The sequence below is a fragment of the Bacillus sp. UNC125MFCrub1.1 genome, from assembly GCF_000701305.1.
GTDB classification, from domain to species: Bacteria; Bacillota; Bacilli; order Bacillales; family Bacillaceae; genus Bacillus; species Bacillus altitudinis.
Genome location: NZ_KL370769.1, coordinates 536,059 through 558,648 on the forward strand (window position 1 = coordinate 536,059; position 22,590 = coordinate 558,648).

The window sequence follows — 22,590 nt, forward strand, 5'->3', positions numbered from 1 at the left end:
TCATGTCCTTTCTATTCAAGCTCTTCTAAAGTGATTTGATCGTTCGTGTAGACACAGATTTCTCCGGCCGTTTCAAGAGCCGCCTTTGCAATCTCTCGAGCTGAGAGATGGTCACCTGCATGTTTTTTGAGTGCTCTCCCGGCGCTAAGCGCGTAGTTGCCGCCTGACCCGATAGCCAAAATGCCATCGTCTGGCTCGATGACCTCTCCTGTTCCAGATACGAGCAGGATGCTTTCTTTATTCATGACGATAAGCATGGCCTCAAGCTGTCTGAGCATCTTGTCACTCCGCCATTCTTTCGCCAGTTCTACAGCTGCTCGTTTTAGGTTACCACCGTATTCTTCAAGCTTCGTTTCAAACTTCTCAAAGAGTGTAAATGCATCTGCAACTGAACCAGCAAAACCTGCGAGTACTTTGCCTCCGAAAAGACGGCGCACTTTTTTTGCTGTGTGTTTCATGACGACAGCCTGCCCAAAAGTGACTTGACCGTCTCCAGCCATCGCACTTTTTCCTTTATGTTGAACGGCAAAGATTGTGGTTGCATGAAATGATGACATGAAAAAACCTCCTTTTAGGATCGTTTAAAAGCCCTTGGGTGATGAGACATGTACGTTTTTCTTAAAGAATCTTTTGATACATGCGTGTACACCTGTGTTGATGATAAATTTGAGTGACCGAGAAGTTCTTGAACACTTCTTAAATCCGCTCCCTCGTTTAAAAGATGCGTAGCAAAGGTGTGCCTTAACATGTGTGGATGGATATGTAATGTGCCAGACGCCTTTTTCATTAATTCAGTTAGAATGAATCGAACGCCTCTATCTGTAAGAGGAGCTCCGCGCTGATTCAAAAACACATGTGAATCAGCACGATCCTTTCCCTTCACTTTCAGCTTCTGCCTTCCATCCTCTAAATATGTGGAGAGCGCTTCATGTGCATAAGATCCGAAAGGTACATACCGCTGTTTGCTGCCTTTCCCATGTACAAGCACTGTATCCATCGATAAATCAAGATCAGATTCTTTTAATGAACATAACTCACTGACCCTCATACCTGTTGCATAAAGTAGTTCTAAAATGGCTTGATTTCTTTGACCAAGCGGTGTATTTACATCAGAAACTGTAAATAGCTCTTTTAGTTCCTCTTCATACAAAAATGAAGGAATTCGCTTATCCTGCTTTGGTAAGCTAACGAGTAAAAAAGGATTTTCTTTCACAAGCTGTTCTCTTAATAAAAATTTATAAAAGCTGCGAAGTGCAGAGACTTTCTTACTAATCGTTCTTCTTGTAAGGCCTTTTTCATAAGCTTCTGTTAAATAAATTCTCGTATCTTGATAGGATACCTCTTCAAAACCGTCTATTCCTTGAATGTTCATAAATCTGACAAACTCTTCAATCGCCTCAGTATAACCTGAGATCGTTAAAGCTGAATAGTTCTTTTCAATCTGCAAATATTCAATGAATAAGTGGACAAGACGCTGTTTATCTGTCATTTTTACACCTCTTTAAGGCTTTTAAATGGTATCACATATCTTGCTTTCCGTGCAATGTTTTACTACAGAGATTTCGAAATAGTTTGAATAGTTTCGATTGCGCGTTTAGCGTACTCTGCATAGCGCTCTTGTTTGTTTTTAATTCGAACGCCAAGATCTTTCAGCAATCCAAAGTTTGCATTCATCGGCTGGAAGCTTTTCTTGTTTGTTGATGTGATGTAGTAAGCCATACTGCCAATCGCTGTTTCTTCTGGAAGTGTCACAAGCTCTTCTCCTTTAACAAAACGAGCTGCATTGATTCCAGCCACTAGTCCTGAAGCCGCGGACTCAACATATCCTTCAACACCAGTCATTTGTCCGGCAAAGAATAAGTCATCTCTATTTTTAAATTGATACGTCGGTTTTAGAAGGCTTGGCGAGTTAATAAATGTATTACGGTGCATCACACCATAGCGAACAATCTCTGCCTCTTCAAGACCTGGAATCAAACGGAATACTTCCTTTTGATCGCCCCACTTTAGATGTGTTTGGAAACCAACAATATTATATAAAGTACCTGCTGCATCATCCTGTCTTAATTGAACAACAGCGTAAGGTCTTTTTCCTGTTTTTGGATCTTCAAGTCCAACTGGTTTCATCGGGCCAAAGAGCATGGTTTTTTTTCCTCTTTTGGCCATGACTTCAATGGGCATACAGCCTTCGAAGAAGATTTCTTTTTCGAACTCTTTTAACGGCACAGTTTCAGCAGAAATGAGCGCCTCATAAAAACGATCGAATTCTTCTTCTGTCATCGGACAGTTTAAATAAGCCGCTTCCCCTTTATCATAACGTGATTTCAAGTACACTTTATCCATATCGATGCTGTCTTTCTCGAGGATAGGCGCTGCTGCATCGTAGAAATATAAATACTCTTCACCTGTTAAAGATTTTAATTCTTTTGAAAGTGCTTCTGATGTAAGAGGACCCGTTGCGATAATCGTCGGACCTTCTGGAATGCTTTGCACTTCTTCTTGAAAGACCGTCACATTCGGGTGATTTTTCACGCGGTCTGTGACGTTAGCTGCAAATTCATGACGATCTACTGCAAGCGCTCCACCAGCAGGAACCGAGCTTTCATCTGCTGCTGCGATGATTGCTGAATCTAAATGACGCATTTCTTCCTTTAAAACACCGACTGCGTTCGTTAAAGCATTCGCACGCAATGAGTTACTGCATACGAGCTCCGCAAATTTATCTGTGTGGTGAGCTGGTGTTTGTTTGACAGGTCTCATTTCATACAGATGGACTTTAATTCCGCGCTTGGCAATTTGCCATGCCGCTTCACTTCCTGCTAAACCTGCTCCGATCACATTTACAAATTGACTCATTGTACAACTCTCCTATTTCGTAAGTTCTATTTGATGACATAAAAAAGCAGGTGAACAAGGCTGCTCACCGCTATTTTTGTTGTTCCTCTTTATAATCACAGTTCACACATTGAACTTGAATGCCTTTTTTCAGCTTTTTCTCTACAAGCATATTTTCGCATTTTGGACACTTTCTTTCAATTGGTTTGTCCCAAGAAACGAATTCACACTCTGGAAAACGATCGCAACCGTAAAAAATGCGGCGCTTCTTAGATTTCCGTTCAACGATATTTCCTTCGTGACAAGTCGGGCATTTGACACCAATATCTTTGACAATTGGTTTTGTGTTACGGCAGTCAGGGAAATTAGAGCATGCCATGAACTTACCGTATCTCCCCATTTTGTACACCATTGGATGACCACACTCTTCGCAATCAACTCCGGCGTATTCAGGCTCAATCTCAACTTCCTGCATCTCTGCTTCTGCTTTTTCTACCCGTTTTGCAAAATCTTGATAGAAACTGTCGATAATGCGTACCCATTCAATCGTACCTTCTTCAACGCTATCAAGTTCTTTTTCCATTTTCGCAGTAAATTCTACGTTAATGATTTCAGGGAAGAATTCAATAATTAAGTTGAGCACAATCTCTCCAAGCTCTGTTGGAATAAACCGTTTGTTATCAAGTGCCACGTAGCCACGCTTTTGAATGGTATCTAATGTTGGTGCATACGTAGATGGGCGGCCAATACCTAGCTCTTCAAGGGTTTTGACAAGTCTTGCCTCAGTGTAACGTGGAGGCGGCTGCGTGAAGTGCTGCTCTGGTTCAATATCTTTTGAAAGAACGGTATCTCCCTCTTGCAGATCAGGAAGCATTTTGTCCTTTTCTTCTAACTGGTCGTCCTTCCCTTCAACATATACTTTCATAAATCCAGGGAATTTCACCTTACTTCCATTTGCACGGAAAGTAAGCCCGTTATTTTCAAGATCCACACTCATTGTATCAAGAACAGCTGGTGCCATTTGGCTTGCCACAAAACGTTCCCAAATCAATTTATAAAGACGAAGCTGATCTCTACTTAGCACATGTTTGACATCTGCTGGTTTTCTTAGCGTAGAAGTCGGACGGATGGCTTCGTGAGCATCCTGTGCATTTTCGTTCTTTTTGGCAGTACGTTTTGTTGTATTCAAGAAATTCTTGCCGTACGTTTGATCAATGAAAGCAGATACTTCTTCAATTGCCGTATTGGAAATACGTGTTGAGTCCGTTCTCATATATGTAATGAGACCTACTGTACCTTCTTTACCAAGATCAATTCCTTCATATAATTGCTGTGCAATCATCATCGTTTTCTTCGCACGGAAGTTTAGTTTTCTCGCTGCCTCTTGTTGTAAGGTAGATGTTGTAAACGGAACAGCTGGGTTGCGTTTACGTTCTTTTTTCGTCACTTTTTCAACAGAAAATTTGCTTCCTTTTAATTTCGAAAGGATTTCTTTTACATCTTCTTTTGTTTTTAGCGGATGTTTTTTGCCATTTACGCCAAAGAAACTCGCTTCAAAACTTTCTTTCCCTTTTAGGAAGGTGCCATCAATTGTCCAGTATTCTTCTGGTTTGAATTCATTAATTTCATTCTCGCGGTCAATAATCAGGCGGAGTGCAACTGATTGAACACGACCGGCGCTTAAGCCCTTTTTGACTTTCTTCCATAAAATCGGGCTGATTTTATATCCAACGAGACGATCTAAAATCCGTCTTGCCTGCTGCGCATCAACCAAGTCCATATTGATCATACGTGGATGCTTAAAGGAATCTTTAATTGCATCTTTTGTAATCTCGTTAAAGACAACGCGGCAATCTGAAGAGAGGTCAAGGTCAAGGCTGTGAGCTAAATGCCAAGCAATCGCTTCTCCCTCTCTGTCGGGGTCAGCTGCGAGATATACTTTTTTTGCTTTCTTCGCTGCTGTTTTTAATTCTTTTAAGACTGGACCTTTTCCTCGAATCGTAATATATCTCGGTTCGAAGTCATGCTCAGTGTCAACACCAAGCTGACTTTTCGGTAAATCCCTTACGTGCCCCATTGAAGCCTTTACTTTATACTTTTTTCCTAAATAACGCTCAATCGTTTTCGCCTTTGCTGGCGACTCAACGATGACTAAATAATCAGCCATACTCAAAATCCCCCTTAAGAGGTGTTCTCTCTTTATCCATTTCACAAATTTATATTTATGTTAATTGCACCTATCTAACAGGCAATCGTTAAAAATTCTTTATGATGAACATCATTATAAACACGAAAAACAAAGTGTAAACTTAAATCCTCACTATTATTAAATATTCCGATGTCTTTTGTCAAACGATATTTTTATGGGAGTTCAGTATATTGAACACCGCTCAAGGAGAATTCCTCTAAAATATCCTTCGTTGAATGAACAAGCTTGGCACCTTGCTGAATCAGTCTAGCTGGACCTATAGAATTAGAATCAAAGATCGATCCTGCAACAGCAAACACTTCTTTTCCTTGCTCTAATGCCTGATAGGCTGTAATAAGCGATCCGCTCTTTTCTTTGCGATGGTTCCTCTTGTCAGGGCACTAATTAATCGGTTTCTCATTGGAAAATGCCATTTTTCTGGTTTGATATAAGGCGGATGCTCTGACAACAGTAAATGATGTTCTCCCATATATTGAGCCATTTGCACATGTTCTTTTGGATATACATGTTGAAAGCCACCAGCTACAACACCAATCGTTTTTCCTTTTTTTCTTATGCACTCTTTGTGTGCAAGTCCATCAATTCCTTTTGCTAAACCACTCACAATCATCCAATCTTCCTCTACAAGTTCTCCAACAATTTTCTTCACGCACGCTTCTCCATAAGAGGATGGCACTCGTGTACCTACTACACCTAAACTTTTTTCTTCATTTAAATAGGTAACGTTTCCTTTTAGGAATAATACTGGGGGAGGATCATAAATGTGTTTTAGTGAGCTGGGATATAAAGGTGATGTGATGGGAATCATGTGAATATTTTGCTTTAAATAGGCTTGAACGATGTGTTGAAAAATGGGGAATTCATTTTCTTCAGCTTGTTGTAAGCAGGTAAAGTCGATCTTTTGTAATGATCGATCCTGTTTGAAATGATGTGTTTCTTCATTTATATATAGCTCAGGATCGACCTTCCACCATTTTGTTAACAAAGAGGGTGAGATGAGGCCTTTTAAGCGGTGAAAAATCATTCTTTCGGACACGTTGTACATACCATTCCTCCAGTTTAAGATAGAAAGAAGAAGACTTGTCAAAGAACAAGTCTTCTTGTGTCATTAATGCGTTTTACAAGCTTCGAAGAGATTCTTCTCTTTTAACACTTTAATTAAGGTTTCTCCCATGACAGATGGTGTCTCTGCCACTTCAATTCCACATTCACGCATTGTTTTTACTTTTTCATCAGCAGTTCCTTTACCACCAGAAATAATGGCACCAGCATGTCCCATACGTTTTCCTGGAGGCGCTGTTTTACCGCCAATAAAGCCGACAACCGGCTTGGTCATATTTGCTTTTACCCATTCAGCTGCTTCTTCTTCAGCAGTACCACCGATTTCACCAATCATGATCACAGCATGCGTTTCAGGATCTTCATTGAAGGCTTTTAATACATCAATAAAGTTCGTGCCATTGACAGGGTCTCCGCCAATTCCTACAGCTGTTGATTGACCAACACCAGCCTCTGAAAGCTGATGTACCGCTTCATATGTAAGCGTTCCAGAACGAGACACAACACCAACATGACCTTTTTTATGAATGTAGCCAGGCATGATGCCAATTTTACATTCTTCAGGTGTAATCACACCAGGACAGTTCGGTCCAACAAGCCTTGTCTTCTTACCTTCCATATAGCGTTTCACTTTAACCATATCCAGAACTGGAATGTGTTCTGTGATACAAATCACTAGATCCACTTCTGCATCAACAGCCTCTAAAATGGCGTCTGCTGCAAATGGTGCTGGTACATAGATAACAGAAGCATTTGCTCCAGTTGTCTGTACTGCTTCAGATACAGTATTAAATACAGGAACTCCCTCTACTTCAGTTCCACCTTTTCCAGGTGTGACACCGCCAACGATATTTGTTCCATACTCAATCATTTGTTTTGTATGGAATAATGCGGTTGAACCGGTAATCCCCTGAACAATTACTCTCGTATTTTTATTAATAAATACACTCATTTAGGTTCCCTGCCTTTCTGCTCTACTTGACTAAAGATACAATCTTTTCTGCCCCGTCAGCCATAGACTCAGCAGAAGTGATATTTAAGCCTGAATCACTCAGGATTTTCTTCCCTAATTCAACGTTTGTTCCTTCAAGACGTACAACGAGTGGTAATGTTAAGCCGACTTGTTTCGTCGCTTCAACAACACCTTCTGCAATGACATCACATTTCATGATGCCGCCAAAAATGTTCACGAAAATCCCTTTGACATTTTGATCAGATAAGATGATTTTAAATGCTTCCGTTACTTTTTCAGCAGTTGCACCGCCGCCAACATCAAGGAAGTTTGCAGGGTCCCCGCCGTAATGCTTGATGATATCCATTGTAGACATCGCAAGGCCTGCTCCATTCACCATGCAGCCAATATTCCCATCTAGAGAAATGTAGCTTAGGTCATATTTAGATGCTTCAATCTCTTTTGGATCTTCTTCATCAAGGTCACGGTATTCTAATATATCTTTTTGTCTATATAAGGCATTGCTATCAAAGTTTAATTTTGCATCAAGTGCCATGACTTTTCCATCACCTGTTACAACAAGAGGATTTATCTCGGCAATTGAACAATCCTTTTCAATAAACGCATTGTAAAGGCTTGTCATAAACTTAACAGCTTGACCAACTAATTTTGTTGGAATATTAATTTTAAACGCAACTTCTCTCGCCTGATAGGCTTGGAGACCAATCGCTGGGTCGATGACCACTTTCACGATTTTTTCTGGCGTTTTTTCTGCTACTTCTTCAATTTCAGTACCGCCCTCTTCAGAAGCCATCAAAACAATTCTTGATGTCGCTCTATCCAAAACGAGTCCTACATAGTACTCTTTTTGAATATCGCAGCCTTCTTCAATAAGTAAGCGTTTTATTTCGCGCCCTTCAGGCCCTGTTTGATGTGTGACAAGTGTCTTGCCGAGCAATTCCTCTGCAAACCCTTTCACTTCATCTTTTGTTTTTGCAATTTTTACCCCACCTGCTTTACCACGGCCGCCTGCATGAATCTGTGCTTTTACGACATATACAGAGCTTCCAAGCTCTTCTGATGCTTTCACTGCTTCATCAGGTGTAAATGCTACTTTACCATTTGGAACTGAAACCCCATATTTTCTTAGGATTTCTTTTCCTTGGTACTCATGGATATTCATTTCCCATCCTCCCAACATATGTAGAAACAAAAATTATAAAATAGACTGCGCTTTCATTTTAAAGAATAAAAAAGAGAATGTCTAGGGTTCTATGTAAAATCGTAAAATCCTTCTAAACATTCAAACTTTTATTTTATTAAAAATATAAATTTTTCAGTCAAAACACTTATTTTTTCATTTTTTGATCCAATCGATAGATAAATGAAAATATTTCTGCTACAGTATCGTATAACGCTTCTGGGATTTCCTCATCGAGCGTTAAGTGGCGCATCAGTTCTACTAAATTACGGTCTTCTTGAATAGGGACCCCAGCTTTTTGAGCTTCTTCAATAATATGATCAGCCACATAGCCGCTGCCTGTTGCAACGACTTTTGGCGCTTTTTGTTTTTCTTCATCATAGTGTAGAGCGACCGCTCTTCTAAGCGGTTTTGAATCTTTCATACTCGTAAGTCAAGCCCTTTCTCGCTGATTTTATGAAAGTGTTCATCTAGAAAGTCAGACGGATCAATTGGCTCTTCTCTCTTTTTCGCTGTAATCCCCGTCAAACTATACCCTAGGGCATTTAAATTCTCTCGAACAGCTGGAATCATTGGATTAATGGTCCCTTGAAGTTCGTGAGCCGTCTCGACTGTAATTGACATCACTTTTTGCTGAATCGTACAGTCTATTAACGTTTCTTCTAAGTTCTCCATGTTTAAATAAAACATTAAACGGCACTGAGAAATATCAATAGAGCCATCTTTTTTCTTATGCCCTTTTAGAATAAAGGTTAAATCTTGAACACTATGTTTTGAGAAAAGAGGGTAAGAAACCATCATTTGACTAACTGTTTGGTTTTCCTGATGCACTAGTAACTGCCCATTTAATCTATGGAATAATTGATCCATTTCTTTTTTTACGGGCTCGGGAACATCAGCTTGCCTTGCATCATTTAAAACCATCTTTAATTGGTGAAGCTCTTGGCTTTTGACATCTTGGTTGCCCTTTTCCAGTAATTTCAGCATCCCAATTTCATCTCGTACACCTATCGCTTTTTTCATCGTCATCAGTAAATCGAGTACATCGGTTTTATTGCTTAATGCAGGTTCAGTCTGCTGAATGACCTTTGCCAATGTGTTCGCCTCTGTTTTTGAAAGAAACGGAAATTCCTTTTGAAGCACGGCTGCCTTTGCGTCAGCCTGTGGCCCTGCCTGCTGGACTGCTTGAACCAGTAATGTGAGCTGTTTTACATCAAGCTGCCGCTGTCCGTCTATGCCTTGCTTTGTGATGCTTGTCAGAATGCGTTCTATTTGCTGAAGCGGGAGCTGTTTTGGACTTAATAATTGCTGCACGCTGTTCTGATTCACTGTATCCACCTGCCACCCTTGTATAGCGGCGGGCTGGCTCTGCTTTGTTTGCTGAGCCGGATTGACATGAGGCTGCACCTGTTGCAAGCTTTCTCCTTGCTTCGTTTGACCTTCTTTTGCTCCTAGAAGCACCGATAAGAGCTTTTCTGCATGAACAGTTGTCTCAGCATTTACAACCGTACGAACGGCCTGTGTAAGAGCCTGTGTGGCTTCTGTTTGCTTCGGAAGCTGTGTTAATCGATCTAGCAGTGCTGTCACATCCTGATGAAGTGCAGAGGGGGATTTCATCGCTAATATTGATTGGAGCACTCCTTGCTGAATCGGCAAATCTTTCTTTAAAGCAAAAAGAAGTGCTTGCAGACCTTTTTTGATATCCGCGCCTTGAAGTTGTTCAATCCATTTTACTGCCGTTTTTAACTCTGCTTCGTTGATGACCGGTTTTTCTTTTAAAAAGGCTGTAGCTGTTAACATTTGTTCAAGTCCATTTTTAAGCGACAGACCTTCTAGTAGTTTAGCTGCGGCATCCTTTAATGTTTTAGGATCTTGGTCAAATTGCTGAACAGGTCTTAATTTACTCAGACTGCCTCCACCTTCTTGTTCTAATTGGAACCAGTAGAAAGAATCGGCTTTGAGCTGAGCCGCTAGCTGCGCTTTGATTTTGGTCGAACCTATTTGAACAAGTGCTGTATCATCACCAAGCATTTTCAGTACTTTGCCAAGTATGAGCCGGTGAATATTTTCCTTTCCTTCCGTGTTAAGCGGAACAGATTCTGCCGTATTCAGCCGACTATTCAGTGCAGTATGTATATCTTCAACTCTTGTCATCACAGGCAGCCTCCTTGTGTCAAAATATTTATGAAATAACAGATTTCACTGGTGCAAATGATAACCGGTGGATAGGTGTGGCGCCATGTGTTTGAATGGCAGCAAGGTGCTCTTTCGTTCCATACCCTTTATGTTTTTCAAATTGATACTCAGGGTACTGGCGTCCATACTCTTCCATCATTTGGTCCCTTGTCACTTTGGCAATACATGCACCAGCTGCGATGGATGCGCTTTTAGCATCTCCTTTGATGATATTCTCCTGTTGAGTAGGAAGCGGGAGCGTCATCGCATCTATGAGTAGATAATCAGGTGTGTGAGTAAGCTGCTTTACAGCCCTCACCATCGCCAGTCTTGATGCTTCGTATATATTGATTTCGTCAATCGTTGCCGCATCAACAATGCCGATGCCGATGTCGAGCGCTTCCTTTTGAATGAGCTCATAATAGGTCATTCTTTTTTTCTCAGATAGCTGTTTTGAATCATTTAAACCGAGTAGGACGGTATCTTCTTTTAATATCACAGCTGCCGCAACCACTGGGCCAGCGAGTGGTCCTCTTCCTGCTTCATCTATGCCTGCAATATAAGTGTATCCTTGCGCTTTTGCTTTGGTTTCAAATTGCAGCATTTGCTTCCATGCTGCATGTAGTTCTTGCTGTTTTTCTCTCTCTTTGTTCCATTTGTCCATCAGCTTCTGGACACTTTTTCTTGTATCGTCTTTCAATAGTTCACGAATGTATGACTCGTCGTCAGCATGTTGTTCTATTAATTCTTTTATTTGTTTGACCGTGTACATTGGCTTTTCCGCAGCCTCCTTCTTTATATCGGCAGTTTTTCGCAAAAAATAAAGACCCGCATGAGCTGCGTGTCTTTTAGCTTTCAGGCTTCTCAAAAGTGAGGGGACCAAATTTTTCCGTTCGAATATCCCGAATGATGATTTCGGTCGTTTTGTCGTAATTAATGAATCCTCCACTCATCAGACAGCCGCGTTTTGTGCCAATGGCATCAAACAGCTCAACTGTATCTTCAGGTATTTCTGCTAGATCATAGCGTTTTTTTAATCGCTCTGGATAGTGCTCTTCTAAAAAGCGCAGCGCATACACTGCGACATCCTGCAAGTTGATGATTGAGTCTTTAATCGCTCCGGTGACGGCCAGCCTAAGACCTACTTGTTCATCTTCAAATTTCGGCCAGAGAATTCCAGGGGTATCGAGCAGTTCAAGTTCTTTTCCTACCTTCACCCATTGCTGTGACGTCGTAATACCAGGTCGATCTCCTGTTTTCGCAATATTTTTCTTTGCCAACCGATTGATCAGCGTTGATTTGCCGACATTGGGAATTCCGATAATCAAAGCTCGAATGGCACGCGGCTTAACACCTTTTGCTTTCATTCGATCGAACTTTTCTTTTAAGATTTCTTTTGATGTCGTAATGATTTGATTTAACCCTTGTCCATCGACAGAATTAATGGCAAGCGACCGTACACCTTGCGCTTCAAAGTGTGCCTGCCACTCTTTTGTCATACGAGGATCTGCTTTATCTGCTTTGTTCAAAAGCATAATTTTCGGTTTGTTTTGGAGGATTTCTTCAATCATTGGGTTTCTAGAGGACATCGGAATCCTTGCATCGGTTAATTCAAATACGATGTCGATGAGCTTTAATTTTTCTGTGACTTCCCGTCTTGCTTTTGCCATATGGCCTGGAAACCATTGAATTGTCATATGTGCACCTTCTCTCTTCTAACGGTTGTCTCTATACATTGTACAAAAAAAGAGCCTGTTACAGGTAACAAGCTCTTTCCTTTGATATCATTATCGTCTGATTTCTTTGATACGAGCCGCTTTACCGCGAAGTTCACGTAGGTAGTAAAGTTTCGCACGACGTACCTTACCGTGACGTACAACTTCGATCTTAGCGATTTTTGGTGTGTGTACAGGGAATGTACGCTCAACGCCTACACCGTAAGAGATCTTACGAACTGTGAAAGTTTCGCTGATTCCACCACCACGACGCTTAATTACAACACCTTCAAAGATCTGGATACGCTCACGAGTACCCTCGACAACTTTCACGTGTACACGTAAAGTGTCACCAGGACGGAACGCAGGAAGATCAGTGCGTAATTGTTCTTTTGTGATTTCTTCAATCAATTGTTGCATCGTTTTCAACTCCTTCCAACAGATGCTCATGTCCTCTTTCTTCATTGCAGCGGAACATCGTTTTCAAACTTGAATCGGCAAGCCGTCCAAGTCACAAGTAGTATCATACCACACCTGTATACCTTGTGCAATACAATCTAGTCATTATGAAGCTGCCAAAGCCATCTTTTTTCTTCATCCGTTAATGTTTTGCAAGAATCGATCAAATCTGGCCGTCTTGTATAGGTTCGCTTCAACGATTCTTTACGCCGCCACTCTTCAATTTTGGCATGATTTCCAGAGAGAAGCACATCTGGTACTTTCAATCCTTTATAATCAGCTGGTCTTGTATAGTGCGGATGCTCAAGCAGACCTGTACTAAATGAATCTTCGATATGAGACGCTTCTTTTCCAAGCACATGAGGCAAAAGCCTGACCACACTGTCTGCAATCATCATCGCCGGCAGCTCTCCGCCTGTGAGAACGAAATCTCCGATTGAAATTTCATCTGTGACAAGATGCTCCCTGATGCGCTCATCGTAGCCTTCATAGTGGCCGCAAATGAACATAAGATGCTCTTCTTTTGCAAGCTCTTCTGCTTTCTTTTGTGTATATCTTTCTCCTTGAGGACAAACAAGAATAATGCGGGGCTTCTTGTTTGCTTTTTTCGTTAAATCTTCTACCGCATCAAATACAGGCTGTGCTTTCAGAACCATGCCAGCACCGCCGCCATACGGATAGTCATCCACTGTTTTATGTTTATGATCGGAATACTCCCTAAAATTCACGACATCAAATGAGACCGCATCTTTTTCCTGAGCTTTTTTTAAGATCGATGAGTGAAGCACTCCTTCGAACATTTCAGGAAACAGTGTTAAAAAGTCAATTTTCATTCGTCAATGAGTCCTTCCATCACTTCAATGTGTACTTTCTTGGATGAAATATCAACTGTTTTGACGACAGATGGAATATAAGGGATGAGGGCATCTTTTTTGCCTTTTCTTCCAACCACCCATACATCATTTGCCCCTGGCGTTAAAATTTCTTTGATTTGACCAATCAGTTTGTCCTCTTCATCATATACTTCACAGCCGATGATTTCGTGGAAATAGAATTCCCCTTCATCTAATGAACCAAGATGTTCTTTTTCTACTTTTAAAATCGACTCTTTTAATTGCTCAGCTTCATTTAACGAGCCGACTTCTTCAAATGTCAGTAAATCAAATTGTTTGTGCTGTCTATGTGATGCGACAGTCACTTTTAGCGGTTCTTTTTGATTTTGTTTGAAAATATAAAGGACGCTGCCTTTTTTGTAGCGTTCTTCTGGGAAATCAGTCTTTGACACAACACGTACTTCTCCGCGCACTCCATGTGTATTGACGATCTTTCCGACATTCAACCATTCTAGCTCCATGTTCTCAATCACCCCTGACGTATTTCCACAATGGTGCCGTCTTTCACGACGATGACATTGTCTTGCATTTTGTCATCCCATTTATCACCTATTTTTACTTCAATCAGCGCATCCACTTCTGTTTCTTTCATTTCACTGCCAAGAGGCAAGATATGCAGCTGCTCGACTTGAAAATCAATTTGCCTCATTTTCTCTTGTCTTTTTTCAATGGCTTTTTGAAATTGAGGGATGGCTTCTTGCTGATGTGGTTCTTTTTCATGCTTTTTTAGTTGAAAATATAGTTGATTGCATTCACGTTCTAGTCTTTCTTTTTTCTCCAAAAAAGTCGTTAACAGTTTGTCCTTACTGCTTTCAGTTAATACTTGCATGACGGTGACATGTTGAATGATCTGCATCTTCCTTTTTGTCCCCCTATCCGAAGGCATTTGTCCTCTACAGTATAACGAAAAATAGATTTAAACGTGTAAAAAAAGGGGAGGTCCTAAGCCCTCTCCCTTTTTAGTCAGCAATCTCAAGTTGAACTTTCTTAGAAGACTCTGCACTTGCTGCAAACATGACTGTTCGTATCGCTTTAGCTGTACGTCCCTGCTTTCCGATCACTTTTCCGGTATCTTCAGCATTGACAGACAGTGTGTAAATGACCTGCTCATCTTTTTCTAATGAAGATACGTGAATATCTTCAGGGAAATCAACAAGTGGCTCGACGATGGACACAATCAATTCTTCCAAGGACAGCTCATTCATTATTTGCTGTTTTTCGCATTATGAAATTTTTCAAGAATTCCTTGGCTTGAGAAAAGGTTACGAACTGTATCAGATGGTTTCGCACCATTTTGAAGCCATTTAAGCGCTAATTCTTCGTTGATTTTCACCTCAGCTGGTGATACCACTGGGTTGTAAGTTCCAACTGTTTCGATGAAACGACCGTCACGTGGTGAACGAGAATCTGCTACAACAATACGATAGAAAGGAGATTTTTTTGCTCCCATACGTTTTAAACGAATTTTTACTGCCATTTTACTAGCACCTCCGAAAATATTTCAACAAGATAGTATATTAACAATGATAAAAGGGTTTGTAAAGTGTTTTTTCTTAACAACGGTTTTATCATGTATAACCAATTACATAAATGGTAATTTAAAGCCGCCTTTTTTCTTTCCTTTGGACATGTTGGTCATTTGCTTCATCATCTTTTTCATTTCGTCAAATTGTTTTAAAAGGCGATTGACTTCCTGTACAGATGTTCCGCTTCCTTTTGCAATCCGTTTTCTTCGGCTTGCATTGATGACCTCTGGCTGTTCTTTTTCTTCGGTCGTCATTGATTTAATGATCGCTTCGATGTGATTGAGCTGCTTTTCGTCTACTTGGACGTTTTTGAGCCCTTTCATTTTACCGGCTCCCGGCATCATTTGGATCAGTTCATCAAGTGGACCCATGTTGCGAACCTGCCCAAGCTGCTCGAGGAAATCATCGAGCGTGAAGCTCATTGTCCGCATTTTTTGTTCAAGCTCTTTCGCTTTATCTTGGTCAACGTTTGCTTGTGCCTTTTCAATAAGCGTGAGCACATCTCCCATGCCAAGAATTCTTGATGCCATCCGCTCTGGATGGAATGGTTCAATTGCATCAAGCTTTTCACCTAGTGCGGCGAATTTAATCGGCGTATTTGTGACTGCACGAATTGAAAGTGCTGCCCCGCCTCGCGTATCACCGTCTAGTTTTGTCAGAATGACACCTGTTAAACCAAGCTGTTCATTAAAGCTTTTTGCGACATTGACAGCATCTTGACCAGTCATCGAGTCAACAACGAGGAAAATCTCTTCTGGATTTGCGACTTCTTTTACTTTCTGAAGTTCATCCATTAAGTCTTCATCAATATGAAGACGTCCTGCTGTATCTAAAATGACATAATCATGATGTTCTTCTTTCGCTTTTTCAATTGCCTGTTTGGCAATTTCGACAGGACTAACTTGATCACCTAATGAGAATACGGGCATATCAAGCTGTTTCCCAAGCGTTTGAAGCTGCTGGATCGCTGCTGGTCTGTAAATATCAGCGGCCACCATCATCGGCTTGCGATTATGTTTTTTGCGAAGTAAGTTGGCAAGCTTTCCAGTTGTGGTCGTTTTACCTGCCCCTTGAAGACCAACCATCATAATGACAGTTGGAGATTTTTTCGCTACAGCGATTTTACTCTCTTCCCCGCCCATTAATTCAGTGAGTTCTTCTTTTACAACTTTAATGACCTGTTGTCCTGGGGTAAGACTTTGCATGACCTCTTGTCCAACTGCCCGCTCGCTTACTTTTTTCACAAAGTCTTTGACTACTTTAAAATTGACGTCAGCTTCAAGAAGGGCAAGGCGTACCTCGCGCATCATTTCTTTTACATCTTGCTCTGACACTTTTCCTTTGCCGCGGATTTTTGAAATCGTCTGCTGCAGTCGGTCGGCTAATCCTTCAAATGCCATACTGTGCCGCCTCCTAATCTAATTTCTCAAGCGATTCAATTAAAGCTTCTGCTTCTTCCTTTTGCGCGGAATCTGCTACAAGCTCTCTCATTTTTGTGAGAAGTTCTTTACGCTCTTTAAATTTCTTAAACAAGAGCAGCTTTTCTTCATATTGTTCAAGCATCGCTTCAGTCCGTTTAATATTATCATAAACAGCCTGTCTTGATACTTCATATTCATCCGCAATTTCACCGAGGGAAAAATCGTCTAGGTAGTAAAGCGACATGTAGCTCTTTTGTTTTGCGGTCAACAACGATTGATAGAAATCAAACAAGTAGTTCATTCTCGTTGTCTTTTCAAGCGTCATGGGCTCTCTCCCCTTTGTTAAGTTCATTCCCTTTACAACAACTAAGTTTACACGGTTCTGATCTATGTGTCAAGTTTTTATCTTGTCACTTCCTGCGGCGATATTTAAATAAAAATGCCGGCAATTTTGCCGGCATCCCCAGATTGTTGACAAAGGGCTAAAATGAACTTGATTTTAGCCCTTTGTCTTCTTTTCAGCGTGATAGAAAACCTTTGAAGTCTAGGAAGGACGAGTACTGGCGCGGAGCGAATGTCACATTCGTGAGCACCAGCACGCAGGACTGACAAAGAATGCGAGGGTTTGTCTACACGCTGAATGCCGGCAGTTTTGCCGGCATCTTGATTAGTCTTCTTGATCAATCATGTCTGAGAATAATCCGTACACATACGATTCAGCATCGAACTCTTGCAGATCGTCTACTTTTTCACCTAATCCGACAAGTTTTACAGGGATGTTGAGCTCATTGCGAATGGCAAGAACAATCCCGCCTTTTGCAGTACCGTCAAGCTTTGTTAAAGCGATACCTGTCACGTTTGTCGCTTTAGAAAATTCCTTCGCTTGCGCCATCGCATTTTGACCCGTTGTCGCATCAAGGGCAAGCAGTACTTCGTGCGGTGCATCGGGCACTTCGCGTTCAATGACTCTCTTGACCTTCTCTAGCTCTTTCATCAAGTTGACTTTATTTTGCAGTCTGCCTGCTGTATCACAGATCAGGACATCTGCTTTTTTGGCTTTAGCTGATTGAACGGCATCATAGATGACCGCTGCCGGGTCAGAGCCTGCTGTTTGTTTAACGACAGGAACACCAGAGCGCTCGCCCCATACTTCAAGCTGCTCAATCGCCCCCGCACGGAACGTATCACCTGCTGCTAAAATGACGGATTTCCCTTCATTTTTCAGCTTGTTTGCCAGCTTACCAATGGTTGTGGTTTTACCGACACCGTTCACGCCTACAAATAAAATGATATTTAAACGGCCGTCTTCAATGTTCAGTTCAGAGATTTGTTCCTCACCACTATTGTAAATCTCCACGAGTTTTTCAGAGATGACTGCTTGTACTTCACTTGGATCTTGAATGTTTCTTAATTTCACTTCTTTTTTCAGCTCATCAATCAGTTCCATCACAGTCGTGAAACCGACATCCGCACCGATTAACACTTCTTCTAGTTCTTCAAAAAAGTCTTCATCCACTTTACGATAGCGAGAAATGAGTTCATTTACTTTTCCCTGAAACGAATTTCTCGTTTTTTCAAGTCCATCTTTAAACTTTTCTGATACTGAATCGGTTTGCTGCGTAAATTTTTCTTTTAATTTCTTAAAAAAGCTCATTGGTTCAAAAACCTCCTTTAATTACTGGACAAGCTCTTTCGTTTCCTCTAGTTTGACAGATACCAGTTTTGAGACACCTGACTCCTGCATCGTGACACCGTACAGAACATCTGCTTCTTCCATGGTTCCTTTTCGGTGTGTAATCACAATGAACTGTGTTTCTTGACTGTATTTCTTTAAATACTGGGCAAAGCGGAACACATTCGCTTCATCAAGCGCTGCTTCTACCTCATCTAGCACACAGAATGGAACTGGTCTCACTTTTAAGATCGAGAATAATAAAGCAATGGCTGTTAATGCTCTTTCTCCGCCTGAAAGCAGGCTTAGATTTTGCAGCTTTTTCCCCGGCGGCTGCGCCACAATATCGACGCCTGAGTTTAGTAAATCGTTTGGATCTGTGAGCTTAAGGTCTGCTCTTCCTCCGCCAAATAATGCTTGGAAAACAGATTCAAAATGCCCGCGGATTTGAGAGAATGTCTCAGAGAAACGTTTCGTCATCTCCTGATCCATTTCTTCAATGACTTGGAATAACGTATTTTTCGCTTCTGTCAGATCATTGCGCTGTTCAGTTAAGAAGAGAAAACGTTCATTCACACGTTCATACTCGTCAATGCTGCCTAAGTTCACTGTTCCAAGCTCTTCAATGGCTAGTTTGATCAATTTCACGCGTTTTCTTGCTTCATCCGGCGATAGCGTCAGATGATACATTTCTTTTGCTCCTTCAAACGAAAGGGCATATTCTTCGTTTAAGTAGGCGATGAGGTTATCAAGTTCAACTTCCATGCGGCCAAGCTTGATTTCTTCATCTTTTAAGCTTGTCGTGAGCTGTTTATACAGGCGTTTTTGTTCTTTCAGTTCACGTTCTGCGAATTCTAATGTTTCAGAAAGAGCCAGGCGCTGTTTGCGTCGCTCTGAGATAAGCGCTGTCGTTTTGTTTTTATGTTCCAGTTTCTCTTTTGCCGCTTCTTCCAGTTGTTCGGCGCCGCTTGAGCTGGATGACATTTCACTTGTTAAGAGAGACAGGTCTTCTTTTGTTTCCGTCAGCGTCTTTTCGGCCTCTTCTAATTCAGCCGTTAAGCTCGACAGTTTTTCTTGTTCATTTGCTAAAGACTGCTCTTTTTTGGCAAGCGAGATTTTCAGCTCTGTTAATTCGGAAGAAATGGTTTCTTTCGTTGAGCTTTGGGTCTGCTTCCGTTTTGTTAACGTGTTGATCTCTTCGTCAAGAGAGGTGAGTTTCTCACCTATAGATGTTTCAAGGGCTGCCTGCTCTTTGTCCTTGCTCGCAAGTTCGCTAGAGCGCTGCTGCAACTCTGCTTTTTCTTGATCATAGAGCTCTAGATGAGCGTTAATATTTTTTTCAGCTACTTGCAGTTCATATAATGTCCCTTTTAACTCTTGCTGCTTTTCTCGAAGCATTTCGCCGCGCTGACGCAGTTCATTTAATTGGACTTCGCTTTCGGCAATCGATTGCTTCGTTTCTTTTGTTTCTTTTTCAAGGATCGTTGTTTTTTCTTCCATTTCAACGAGCTGCTTTGTTAATGTTTCAATCTCTCGGTTTCTGGAGAGGAGGGAATTGTTCTTTTTCTTTACGCCGCCCCCAGTCATTGAACCGCCTGGGTTCACCACGTCCCCATCAAGGGTCACGATACGATAACGATGTCCAAGCATTTTCGCTAGCTCATTGGCACCTTTTAAGTCTTTCACGATTAGGACTGTTCCAAGCAAATTCTGAATGACTTTTTCATACTTTTCATCAAAGGAAACGAGCTGACTCGCTACGCCGATAAATGCGTCATGCTGCTCAGCTATTTGAATATCTCTGAACTGAATGGTTCGTTCTTTGATGACGTTCATCGGCAGGAAGGTCGCACGCCCAAAGGAATGCTGCTTTAAGTATCCAATGGCCTGTCTGGCAGCCGCTTCATTTTCAGTAACGACATGCTGCGTGGCTGCGCCAAGTGCAATTTCAATCGCTGTTTCATGTTGCTGCTCTGTTTGAATTAGCTCTGCAATCGCCCCGTGAATACCACCTAACCGGTCCTTTGCCTTTAAAACCTCTTTCACTCCTTGGAAAAATCCTGAGAAGTCTTCCTGCATGGATTCAAGCATTTCTTTTTTAGATTTTGCCTGCTGTACATATTGATAGGCTTGGTAAAGAGCCGTTTCTTTTTTCTCGTATTGACGTTTCATCTGCTCTAGCTTTTGTTCCGCTTCTCTAAAGCGTTTCACCTGAGCCAAAATGTCTTCTTCTCGTTCTGAAAGTTGCTTTTCGGCTTCTGTTTTCTTTTCCTTCACAGATACCCGTTCTTCGATATGTTTCTGATTATTTTGCGTTAACCGCTCTAGCTGCAAGGCTGCTTGGCGCTGCTGTTCTTCTAGTAATGTACGTTCGTTTCGGATAGAAGCTTGCTCGTTTAACAGGTCAAAATAATCGCTTTTTAGCTGTTCAATTTGCCCTTCCACATCTTCACTATGAAGAGACAGCTGATGTTGTTTTGTTTTCACTTCATCTTTTAGCTGCTGCACTTCTGTTTGCAGGCTGTTACGTGTGACTTTCTGCTGTTCAATCTTTTCCGTTAACAACGCCTGTTTTTCGGTTAAACGCACGAGCGTGTCTTCTAGCTGCCCTTGGTTAGCGGCCGCATTTTTTTTTCGTTCTTTTAGAACTTCTTTTTTCCCTTCAAGCTTTTCTAGTTCTTCACTTGTGAAAAGGAGGACTTCTTGGAGGTCATGAATCGAATCGTCAAGCGCCTGAATACGGTCTCTCGATTCTTCGATTTTGGCTTCCTTCGCTTGAATGTCTGTGGACTGCTTCATTTCATCTTGTTTGAACCGCTCGACAGCTTCACCAAGTGTTGTCCATTTTTTGTGTAGTGCTTCAATATCATGGACGGTGAGAGCAATTTCTACATTTTCAAGTTCTTCTTTCTTTTGCAGATAGTCTTTTGCAATAGATGCCTGCATTCTTAGTGGTTCTACTTGATCTTCTAGTTCATGCAGAATATCTTCTACCCGGTTTAAGTTGTCCTGCGTTTCAAACAGTTTATTCTCGGCTTTTTTCTTTCTTGATTTATATTTTAGGACACCAGCTGCTTCTTCAAAGATGCTACGTCTTTCTTCAGCTTTACTCGATAGAATCTCTTCTACCTTACCTTGGCTGATGATCGAAAAAGCTTCTTTTCCAAGACCTGAATCCATGAAAAGATCAATAATATCCTTTAAGCGGACAGATTGATTGTTAATGAGAAATTCACTTTCTCCAGAACGATAGACTCTTCTTGTCACACTGACTTCGTGAAAATCGATCGGCAAAAAGTGATCTTCGTTATCGAGCGTTAATGTCACTTCTGCTAAGTTGACTCGTTTTCTTGAATCACTTCCTGCAAAAATGATGTCTTCCATTTTTCCTCCGCGGAGGCTTTTTGCTGATTGCTCTCCAAGTACCCAACGGATCGCATCAGTAATATTACTTTTGCCGCTTCCGTTTGGTCCAACAACAGCTGTAACCCCTTTGACAAAGTCTACAGTCACCCGCTGTGCGAAAGATTTGAATCCTATCACGTCTAAACGTTTGAGGAACATGAGAGTGATCCTCCTTATGTATTTAAAGTACTATTATCTTACCATATGAACTGAAAAAAGATGATGGAAAACAGAGTGAAATCCCCCTGAATCACGAGGGGGATTTTATTGGTTCATATGATGTTTCTGTAATTTAGCAAGTGCTTCCTGTGCAGCATGCTGTTCCGCTTCTTTTTTTGAACGACCATTTCCAATTCCGAGCACTTCTCCTCTAAGGGATACATTGGCTTCAAATTCCCGGTTATGTGCTGGGCCTTTTTCATGCAGGATTCGGTATTCAAGTACACCTTTTCCATCTCGCTGAACAAATTCTTGAAGCTGGCTTTTAAAGTCCATGACATGTGAGAATGCCCCGTCATTAATTTTCGGGTACACATAGGCTTCTAGGAATCGCTCAACAGGCTCAAGTCCTTGATCTAAATAAAGCGCTCCGATAAACGCCTCAAATACGTCTGCTAAGAGTGCCGGACGCTTTCTACCGCCTGTCATTTCTTCCCCTTTTCCTAAAAGAACAAGGTCTCCGAAGGACAGCTCATGCGCTAATGACACAAGTGATGGCTCACATACGATCGCCGCTCTCAGTTTTGTTAAATCTCCCTCGCTCATGGCTGGGTACTTTGCAAATAAGAACTGTGAGATCGTCAATTCTAAAACAGCGTCCCCTAAAAATTCAAGTCTTTCATTATCCTCATAAGGTTTTTTCCTATGCTCATTCACATAAGAGGAATGTGTAAAGGCTTGATAGAGTAGTTTCTCATTTTTAAAATGTACAGAAATACGCTGCTGAAATTCTCTGAATTGCTCTAGTTTTTTGCTCTGTTTCTGTTTGTCTTTATATTGTTTTGGCATAGCAACCTCCAGGTAGGCGTCATCGCCTTTAAGGATACTGATTATATGGAGTCTCTCTTT

General features: G+C 41.3%; 21 protein-coding genes and 1 pseudogene. All 22 read right to left on the bottom strand.

The features are described 5' to 3' along the window. Positions 1-11 precede the first annotated feature (11 nt). Positions 12-557 carry an ATP-dependent protease subunit HslV gene (gene hslV, locus N521_RS15490; protein ID WP_007499614.1) on the bottom strand — a complete coding sequence of 182 codons (546 nt, stop codon included), beginning with the start codon at positions 555-557 and terminating at the stop codon, positions 12-14. Positions 558-571: 14 nt separating this feature from the next. Next, positions 572-1,489 carry a tyrosine recombinase XerC gene (gene xerC, locus N521_RS15495; protein ID WP_007499616.1) on the bottom strand — a complete coding sequence of 306 codons (918 nt, stop codon included), beginning with the start codon at positions 1,487-1,489 and terminating at the stop codon, positions 572-574. A 62-nt stretch (positions 1,490-1,551) separates the two neighbouring features. Continuing rightward, complete coding sequence (gene trmFO, locus N521_RS15500; protein WP_007499618.1) at positions 1,552-2,856, bottom strand: FADH(2)-oxidizing methylenetetrahydrofolate--tRNA-(uracil(54)-C(5))-methyltransferase TrmFO; 1,305 nt, start codon at positions 2,854-2,856, stop codon at positions 1,552-1,554. Between the two features lie 70 nt (positions 2,857-2,926). Next, positions 2,927-5,002 carry a type I DNA topoisomerase gene (topA, locus tag N521_RS15505; protein WP_035392076.1) on the bottom strand — a complete coding sequence of 692 codons (2,076 nt, stop codon included), beginning with the start codon at positions 5,000-5,002 and terminating at the stop codon, positions 2,927-2,929. Between the two features lie 194 nt (positions 5,003-5,196). After that, positions 5,197-6,089, bottom strand: a pseudogene (dprA, locus tag N521_RS15510) (DNA-processing protein DprA). A 63-nt stretch (positions 6,090-6,152) separates the two neighbouring features. Next, on the bottom strand, positions 6,153-7,055 hold the full coding sequence (sucD, locus tag N521_RS15515; protein ID WP_007499624.1) for a succinate--CoA ligase subunit alpha: 903 nt from the start codon (positions 7,053-7,055) through the stop codon (positions 6,153-6,155). 22 nt (positions 7,056-7,077) lie between these two features. Next, positions 7,078-8,238 carry an ADP-forming succinate--CoA ligase subunit beta gene (gene sucC, locus N521_RS15520; RefSeq protein ID WP_008344824.1) on the bottom strand — a complete coding sequence of 387 codons (1,161 nt, stop codon included), beginning with the start codon at positions 8,236-8,238 and terminating at the stop codon, positions 7,078-7,080. A gap of 166 nt (positions 8,239-8,404) precedes the next feature. Beyond that, entirely contained in the window at positions 8,405-8,680 is a 276-nt protein-coding gene (locus tag N521_RS15525; RefSeq protein WP_008344827.1) for a FlhB-like flagellar biosynthesis protein, read from the bottom strand. Next, positions 8,677-10,410, bottom strand: coding sequence for a hypothetical protein (locus N521_RS15530; protein ID WP_035392079.1), 1,734 nt, complete (start codon positions 10,408-10,410; stop codon positions 8,677-8,679). Before N521_RS15530 ends, N521_RS15525 begins: the two co-directional genes overlap by 4 nt. Before the next feature lie 28 nt (positions 10,411-10,438). Beyond that, the gene (locus tag N521_RS15535) at positions 10,439-11,203 is read right to left on the bottom strand and encodes a ribonuclease HII (protein WP_017359096.1); all 765 of its coding nucleotides are present in this window, start codon (positions 11,201-11,203) and stop codon (positions 10,439-10,441) included. Between the two features lie 76 nt (positions 11,204-11,279). Beyond that, entirely contained in the window at positions 11,280-12,128 is an 849-nt protein-coding gene (ylqF, locus tag N521_RS15540; protein WP_007499632.1) for a ribosome biogenesis GTPase YlqF, read from the bottom strand. A gap of 90 nt (positions 12,129-12,218) precedes the next feature. Then, the gene (rplS, locus tag N521_RS15545) at positions 12,219-12,566 is read right to left on the bottom strand and encodes a 50S ribosomal protein L19 (RefSeq protein ID WP_008344834.1); all 348 of its coding nucleotides are present in this window, start codon (positions 12,564-12,566) and stop codon (positions 12,219-12,221) included. A 137-nt stretch (positions 12,567-12,703) separates the two neighbouring features. Continuing rightward, on the bottom strand, positions 12,704-13,438 hold the full coding sequence (gene trmD / locus N521_RS15550; protein WP_007499635.1) for a tRNA (guanosine(37)-N1)-methyltransferase TrmD: 735 nt from the start codon (positions 13,436-13,438) through the stop codon (positions 12,704-12,706). Next, positions 13,435-13,959 carry a ribosome maturation factor RimM gene (gene rimM / locus N521_RS15555; RefSeq protein WP_007499637.1) on the bottom strand — a complete coding sequence of 175 codons (525 nt, stop codon included), beginning with the start codon at positions 13,957-13,959 and terminating at the stop codon, positions 13,435-13,437. Before rimM ends, trmD begins: the two co-directional genes overlap by 4 nt. An 8-nt stretch (positions 13,960-13,967) precedes the next feature. After that, the gene (locus tag N521_RS15560) at positions 13,968-14,354 is read right to left on the bottom strand and encodes a YlqD family protein (protein ID WP_008344839.1); all 387 of its coding nucleotides are present in this window, start codon (positions 14,352-14,354) and stop codon (positions 13,968-13,970) included. Between the two features lie 103 nt (positions 14,355-14,457). After that, positions 14,458-14,703, bottom strand: a complete 246-nt coding sequence (locus N521_RS15565; RefSeq protein ID WP_012009937.1) for a KH domain-containing protein — start codon at positions 14,701-14,703, stop codon at positions 14,458-14,460. Beyond that, positions 14,703-14,975, bottom strand: coding sequence for a 30S ribosomal protein S16 (gene rpsP / locus N521_RS15570; protein WP_008344841.1), 273 nt, complete (start codon positions 14,973-14,975; stop codon positions 14,703-14,705). The genes N521_RS15565 and rpsP overlap by 1 nt, the downstream gene beginning before the upstream one ends. A gap of 105 nt (positions 14,976-15,080) precedes the next feature. Then, a complete protein-coding gene (gene ffh, locus N521_RS15575) occupies positions 15,081-16,424 on the bottom strand; it encodes a signal recognition particle protein (protein ID WP_007499640.1) in 1,344 nt (447 codons plus the stop codon). Between the two features lie 13 nt (positions 16,425-16,437). After that, entirely contained in the window at positions 16,438-16,770 is a 333-nt protein-coding gene (locus N521_RS15580; protein WP_008344844.1) for a putative DNA-binding protein, read from the bottom strand. Positions 16,771-17,112: 342 nt separating this feature from the next. Then, positions 17,113-18,099 (bottom strand): signal recognition particle-docking protein FtsY, encoded by a 987-nt coding sequence (gene ftsY, locus N521_RS15585; protein WP_017359097.1) that lies wholly within the window; start codon positions 18,097-18,099, stop codon positions 17,113-17,115. Between the two features lie 21 nt (positions 18,100-18,120). Next, a complete protein-coding gene (smc, locus tag N521_RS15590) occupies positions 18,121-21,681 on the bottom strand; it encodes a chromosome segregation protein SMC (RefSeq protein ID WP_035392084.1) in 3,561 nt (1,186 codons plus the stop codon). A gap of 105 nt (positions 21,682-21,786) precedes the next feature. After that, positions 21,787-22,530 (bottom strand): ribonuclease III, encoded by a 744-nt coding sequence (gene rnc / locus N521_RS15595; protein ID WP_008344850.1) that lies wholly within the window; start codon positions 22,528-22,530, stop codon positions 21,787-21,789. Positions 22,531-22,590: the final 60 nt, after the last annotated feature.